Source organism: Streptomyces sp. SID3212 (assembly GCF_009865405.1).
Lineage (GTDB): Bacteria > Actinomycetota > Actinomycetes > Streptomycetales > Streptomycetaceae > Streptomyces.
The window spans coordinates 1-5,638 of the sequence record NZ_WWJY01000396.1; the positions used below are offsets into that span (position 1 = coordinate 1).

At 73.6% G+C, this 5,638-nt stretch carries 5 protein-coding genes and 1 pseudogene; 4 read left to right on the forward strand and 2 right to left on the reverse strand.

The genetic code is table 11. From position 1 onward, the window contains the following. Window positions 1-652 (reverse strand): sugar kinase (locus GT042_RS12015; protein WP_237530723.1); only part of this gene is annotated, 652 nt, incomplete at its 3' end. Window positions 653-870: 218 nt separating this feature from the next. On the opposite strand from GT042_RS12015, the gene GT042_RS12020 reads away from it, so the two are divergent. Next, on the forward strand, window positions 871-2,223 hold the full coding sequence (locus GT042_RS12020) for an amino acid deaminase (RefSeq protein ID WP_161308710.1): 1,353 nt from the start codon (window positions 871-873) through the stop codon (window positions 2,221-2,223). A 58-nt stretch (window positions 2,224-2,281) separates the two neighbouring features. After that, the gene (locus tag GT042_RS12025; RefSeq protein ID WP_161308711.1) at window positions 2,282-3,892 is read left to right on the forward strand and encodes a D-aminoacylase; all 1,611 of its coding nucleotides are present in this window, start codon (window positions 2,282-2,284) and stop codon (window positions 3,890-3,892) included. Window positions 3,893-3,916: 24 nt separating this feature from the next. Here GT042_RS12025 and GT042_RS12030 read toward each other — a convergent pair whose 3' ends face one another. After that, window positions 3,917-4,264, reverse strand: coding sequence for a DoxX family protein (locus GT042_RS12030; RefSeq protein ID WP_161308712.1), 348 nt, complete (start codon window positions 4,262-4,264; stop codon window positions 3,917-3,919). Between the two features lie 159 nt (window positions 4,265-4,423). Between GT042_RS12030 and GT042_RS12035 the strand changes: the two genes are divergently transcribed. Next, window positions 4,424-5,284, forward strand: a complete 861-nt coding sequence (locus tag GT042_RS12035) for a helix-turn-helix transcriptional regulator (protein WP_161308713.1) — start codon at window positions 4,424-4,426, stop codon at window positions 5,282-5,284. 153 nt (window positions 5,285-5,437) lie between these two features. Next, window positions 5,438-5,638, forward strand: a pseudogene (locus GT042_RS38975) (hypothetical protein); the annotation flags it as partial.

Here is a 5,638-nt window from a genome sequence, read left to right on the forward strand (position 1 = left end):
CGCTCCCCCGCTTGACCACCAGCGTCCGCGGCTCGGGCAGCGCCGCGCGGATCGCGTCCGCGCCCCGCAGCCCCCACGCCTCCGCCGCCTCGTCCTCGCCGACGAAGACCAGGTCGGCGCCGCGCGCCAGCTCCAGCAGGATCTCCGCGCCCGAGCCGTCGCGCCACAGCCCCGGCCGGTGGTTGACGTCGAAGGAGACCAGGGGGCGGCCCGGCCTGCGGCGGGTCAGCTCGCGCATCAGGGCCAGGCAACCGGCGGAGAGCGCGGCGGTGATCCCGGACAGGTGCAGGACCCGCCCCGTCCACAGGTCGCGGTACGGCACGGTCGCCGGGGACATCGCGGAGGCGGCGGACCCCGCCCGGTAGTACGCGACCTCGTGCGCGTCGGTCGCGCGGTCCGTCGCCGTACGGAAGTAGATGCCGGTGGGGCGCTCCGGGTCGCGCCGGACCCCCGACGTGTCGACGCCGTACGCGCCGACGGCGGCCACCAGATGGTCGCCGAAGCCGTCCGCGCCGACCCTGCTGACCCACTTCACCGCGTGCCCGGCGGCGGCCAGCGCGCACGCGACGTTGGACTCGGCGCCGCCGATGGCCCGGTCGAAGGACGGCACGTCGGCGAGGCGTCCGGGCCGGGAGGGCAGGAACGTGACCATGGACTCACCGAGGCAGACGACGTCCACCCGGGCGGGCACGGGTCCGGTCACTCCGGTCACTCTGGGGCTCCTCGCCGCTCGGCCGATGCGTGGAGGGGCCACCATTGACCCGACATCGGCTCGGATGTTAGACAGCGACAAGCGATATGCGCAATGGGTGTTGCAAATGTTGCAACGACAGCGATCAAAGTGATCCCACTTCGACACCGGAGGCCCTTATGGCGACCGACCGACCCGGCCCGCTCGGCGACGAGCGCGTGGAGCACCTCGGTGACGGACGTGTCGGCCACCTCGGCGACGAGCGGGTGGACCACCGTTTCAAGGGGCTCCCGCCGGACGCCGAGGGCCTGACGGTCGGCGCGCTCGCCTCCCAGCGCCGCGATCTGTTCACCGGCGGCTTCACCACCCCCGTGCTCGCCCTGTCCGCCGAGTCGCTCGCGCACAACCTCACCCTGCTGGAGACCTACGCCGAACGCCACGGCCTGGCCTTCGCCCCGCACGGCAAGACCTCCATGTCCCCCCAGCTCTTCGAGCGCCAACTCGCCCACGGCGCCTGGGGCATCACCGCCGCCCTGCCCCACCAGGCGCGCGTCTACCGGGCGTTCGGCATCCGGCGGATCTTCCTCGCCAACGAGGTGGTCGACGCGGCGGCGCTGCGCTGGCTGGCCGGCGAACTGGACCGTGACCCCGACTTCCGCTTCCTCTGTTACGTGGACTCCGTGCGCGGCGTCGAGTTGATGGACGAGGCCCTGCGCGCGGCCGGCGCCACCCGCCCGGTGGAGGTCGTCGTCGAACTGGGCGCGGGCGAGGGGGCCCGTACCGGAGCGCGTACGGAGGCGGACTGCGCGGCGGTCGCCGACGCGGTGGCCGCCGTCACCACCCTCCGCCTGGCGGGAGTCGCCGGGTACGAGGGCGAGGTGCCGGACGCCGACGGTGACCGGGTACGCGCCTGGCTGCGCCGACTGGTCGCGCTGGCCTCGGAGTTCGACAAGGCGGGCCGCTTCTCCGGCCGGGGCGGCCCGGACGGACCGGGCGGCCCGGACGAGATCGTGATCAGCGCGGGCGGCAGCGCCTGGTTCGACGCGGTCGCCGACGTCTTCGCCGGGATCCCGGAGCTCTCCCTCCCCGTACTGAAACTGCTGCGCTCCGGCGCGTACGTCTCGCACGACGACGGCCACTACCGCCGCCTCACGCCCTTCAACCGGGTGCCCGAGGAGGGCGCCCTGGAGCCCGCGTTCCGGCTGTGGGCGCAGGTGGTCTCCCGCCCGTCCGCCGGGCAGGCGTTCCTGAACGCGGGCAAGCGGGACGCGGCGTACGACCTGGACCTCCCGGAGGCCCAGGTGGTCCGGGACGGCCGTACCGGCGAGGTCAGGCCCGCCACCGGGCTGACCGTCACCGGCCTGTCCGACCAGCACACGTGGGTGTCCACCGCCGAGGGCGCGGAGCTGGAGGTCGGTGACTGGGTCGGGCTGGGGCTGTCCCACCCGTGCACGTCGTTCGACAAGTGGCAGCTGATCCCGCTGGTGGAGGCGGACGGCACGGTCACGGACCTGATCCGCACGTTCTTCTGAGAAGCCGCAAGAACCCCCGGACCCAGGACCCAGGACCCAGGACCCAGGAGCGCAGGCCATGGATCTCGTCATCCAGGACGTACAGGTCGTCGACGGCACCGGCGGCCCCTCCTACCGCGCGGACGTCGGCCTCACCGACGGCCGTATCGCCGCGATACGGCGGGAGGGCGGCGGCCCCCGCCTGAGCGCCGCCCGCTCCCTCGACGCCGCCGGGCTCGCCCTCTCCCCCGGCTTCATCGACATGCACGCGCACAGCGACCTCGCCCTCCTGCGCGACCCCGACCACTCCGCGAAGGCGGCGCAGGGGGTGACGCTGGAGGTGATCGGGCAGGACGGACTGTCGTACGCGCCCGTGGACGACGTGACCCTCGCGCAGGTCAGGCAGTCCATCACCGGCTGGAACGGCGACGGTTCGGACATCGACTTCGACTGGCGGACGGTCGGCGAGTACCTGGACCGGCTCGACCACGGCTTCGACGGCGCGGGCATCGCCGTCAACGCCGCGTACCTGATCCCGCAGGGCACGGTCCGTATGTACGCGGTCGGTTGGGACGACCGCCCGGCGACCGCCGCCGAACTGGTCCGTATGGAACGGCTGGTGGCCGAAGGCCTGGAACAGGGCGCGGTCGGCCTGTCCTCGGGGCTGACGTACACACCGGGCATGTACGCCGACGACGCCGAACTGACCGCGCTCTGCCGGGTGGTGGCGCGGTACGGCGGGTACTACTGCCCGCACCACCGCTCGTACGGCGCCGGCGCCCTCCAGGCGTACGAGGAAATGGTCACGCTCACCCGCCGGGCCGGCTGCGCGCTCCATCTGGCCCACGCCACCATGAACTTCGGCGTCAACGAGGGCAAGGCCCCCGACCTGCTGGCCCTGTTGGACGCCGCGCTGGACGCGGGCGCCGACATCACCCTGGACACCTATCCGTACACCCCCGGCTGCACCACCCTCGTGGCGATGCTGCCCAGTTGGGCGAGCGAGGGCGGCCCCGACAGCATCCTGGCGCGGCTGCGCGACAACACCACCGCCGAGAAGATCCGCCACCACATGGAGGTGGTGGGCGCGGACGGCTGCCACGGGGTGCCCATCGAGTGGGACACGATCGAGATCTCGGGGGTCTCGGCGCCGGGCCTGGACCCGTACGTGGGGAAGACGGTCGCCGCGTCGGCGGCCGAGCGCGCGGAGGCCCCCTGGGCCACGGCCCGCAGGCTGCTGATCGAGGACGGTCTCGGCTCGACGATCCTCCAGCACGTGGGCCACGAGGAGAACGTCCGGGAGATCATGCGCCACCGCGTGCACACGGGCGGCAGCGACGGCATCCTCCAGGGCGCCAAGCCTCATCCGCGTACGTACGGCACGTTCCCGCAGTATCTCGGGCGGTACGCACGGGAGTTGGGCGTCCTGAGCCTGGAGGAGTGCGTGGCGCACCTGACCTCGCGCCCGGCCGCGCGGCTGCGCCTGCCCGATCGCGGTCTGGTACGGGAGGGCTACCGCGCGGACCTGGTCCTCTTCGACCCGGCCACGGTGGCGGCCGGGTCGACGTTCGACTCCCCCCGCACGCTGCCGGTGGGCATCCCGCACGTGCTGATCGACGGCCGCTTCGTGATCGAGGACGGCCGGCGGACGGACACGCTGGCGGGGCGGTCGGTGCGGCGTACGGGGTGACGCGGTCGGTGATCGTGTACGAGCTCAGGCCGAGGCGAGCCGCAGCACGAACGCGGCGACGGCCAGCACCACGAACACCCCGGCCGGGGCGATCTCGTGGTCCTTGGCGCGCAGGTGCGTGACGACGGCCCCGACGAAGTAGAGGAAGACCCCGACCGCCGCCGCCTCGCCTATCAGCGGCACCCACAGCCCCACGACCAGTCCCACCGCGCCGAGCGCCTTCAGCGTGGCCAGCCTCGGCAGCCAGGACTCCGGCACGCCGAGTCCGAGCATCGACGCGATGACCTTCTCGACGCGGGTGAACGTACCGACGGCGGACATGGTCAGTCCGGCGGCGAGCAGCAGGCCGACGACGGCGTAGGCGATGAACACAGGTGCCCCTCTGGAGACGGTGGAAGCGGAGGTGAGGGGGCCCGGTCCCGGGCCCGACCCCGCACAACCTGTCGTGGCCGCGAGCAGCGAGGAAGCCCCGGCCGAGGCGGGTACTGGCAGGGCTACGATCCGGGGGCGGATCCGGCGTAAATTGCCGGGGTGAGCCACAACGAGCTGGGCCTCTTCCTGCGCGCCCGCCGCGAGGCCGTGACACCCGCCCAGGTGGGCCTCCCCGGCGGCAGCCGACGCCGTACGCCCGGTCTGCGCCGGTCCGAGCTGGCGATGCTGGCGGGCATCAGCGTCGAGTACCTGGCCCGCCTCGAACAGGGCCGGGGCCGCCACCCGTCGGCCCAGGTGCTCGGCGCGCTCGCCGAGGCGCTGCGGCTGACGGCCGACGAGCGTTTCGCGCTCATGCGCGCCGAGAAGGTCACGACCGGCGACCTGGGGCTGTGCCCGGGCGCGGGCACCCCGCCGGCCCGTACCGTACGGCCCACGATGCGGGCCCTCCTCGACCGGCTGGAGCCCACCCCGGCCGTCCTGGTCAACCGGCTGACCGAGGTGCTGGCGTACACGGAGGGGTACGGGCGGCTGGTCGCCCCGCTGGGCCTGCTGGACGTCCCCGCCCCGAATCTCGCCCGCTATGTGTTCACGGACCGGCGGGCCCGTACGGTCCTGGTGGACTGGGAGCGGGAGGCGGACGTACTGGTCTCGCGCCTCAAGACCGACTCCGTACCGGAGGACCGCTTCCTGGCGTCGTTCGTGGAGGAACTGTCCGGGGTGGCCGGGGCTCCTTTCACGGACCGCTGGGCGCGCGCCGCCCTGACCCCGGAGAGCCCGCTGTCACAGCGGGTGGCGCATCCGTCGGCGGGCGCGCTCAGCCTGGCGACCGAGACGCTGGACCTGCCGGGCCTGGACGGCCTGCACGTGGTGGTGCACCTGCCGGCGGACGACGCCACGTCGGCGGCGCTGGACAACCTGACGGGGCGCAGGCCGGGGGCGCTGCACGCGGTGGCGGGGTGACCGTCCCGCGCGCGCCGTACGGCCCGGAAAGGCACTGGTGAGCGAGCGGGTCCCACGAACTCATGACCATCCGGTGATGACCGGATCCTCCCGCCCCTTCCGCTCGTCTCTCTCCGAGGACGACGCGAGGCGACAGCGGGAGTGGTGGGGACGATGGCACGCACGGGCATTCGACCGACTCGAACAGCTCGAACGGCGGGGGTGCGGGGGGTACGGGCCGCCTTGCTCGTCCTGATCGCGGCGGCCCTGGCCACGGGGTGCGGCGGCGAGCTCGCGAACGGGTCCCGGGGCGCCGGCGGCACCGACGACAAGGGCGCGACGGTCCGGTCCGGGGCAACCCCGCAGGCCCGTACG

Bases quoted from the DNA above. Each gene is read 5' to 3' on its own strand.
- GT042_RS12020 (WP_161308710.1), top strand. From the start codon at position 871: ATGGCGACCGACCGACCCGGCCCGCTCGGCGACGAGCGCGTGGAGCAC.
- GT042_RS12025 (WP_161308711.1), top strand. From the start codon at position 2,282: ATGGATCTCGTCATCCAGGACGTACAGGTCGTCGACGGCACCGGCGGC.